The organism is Sunxiuqinia sp. A32 (assembly GCF_052690465.1).
Window position 1 is genome coordinate 1 of record NZ_JBQYLI010000051.1, and the last position, 538, is coordinate 538.

Consider the following 538-nt stretch of genomic DNA (forward strand, 5'->3'; position numbering starts at 1 on the left):
TTTCCGGGTCATAGTCGAAATGTTCTACATCGTAGTTAAGGTCGGGTGCATGAGAAGCCCCTGAGAACGGAGGAATTGCAACCAGCGTGTTTATATTCAGTTGGTCAACAATTGCCAGTTCTCTGCCCGTATGATAACCTTTGTCGTAAAGTGCAGTAAAGTTGTTATGACGTAGAATAGTTTTTGCCCTGCTCAACATATTTCCCATTGCCCTTTTATCGTTAGCATTGGTTATTTTGTAGTCGATGGGAATATTGTTTTTAGCATCGACTGTAGTTTGTGCCGAGTAAGCAACCTCGGTGATATTGTTACGTGTTATCTGGTGCCGGCTGTCGGGGTCGGAAGTTGATATTTGTGACTGCCCAGATTCCTTTAACTGTTTTTCCAGCTTTTTGTATCGGTCTTTGCGCTGGTTCTGTTTGTCAATCTCTTTTTTAATTTCCTCTTTGTCTCCATCACTCTCTGCCAATGCCTTTTCATATTCCGAAAGTTTGTTTTCGATGTATTCCAGGTGGCGGTCGATCTTCTTTTGGTTGTA

General features: G+C 42.4%; 1 protein-coding gene. It reads right to left on the reverse strand.

The features are described 5' to 3' along the window. Positions 1–538, reverse strand: a 538-nt coding sequence (locus tag ACUNWD_RS20795) for a hypothetical protein (protein ID WP_445589792.1), incomplete at both ends; no start/stop codon positions are given.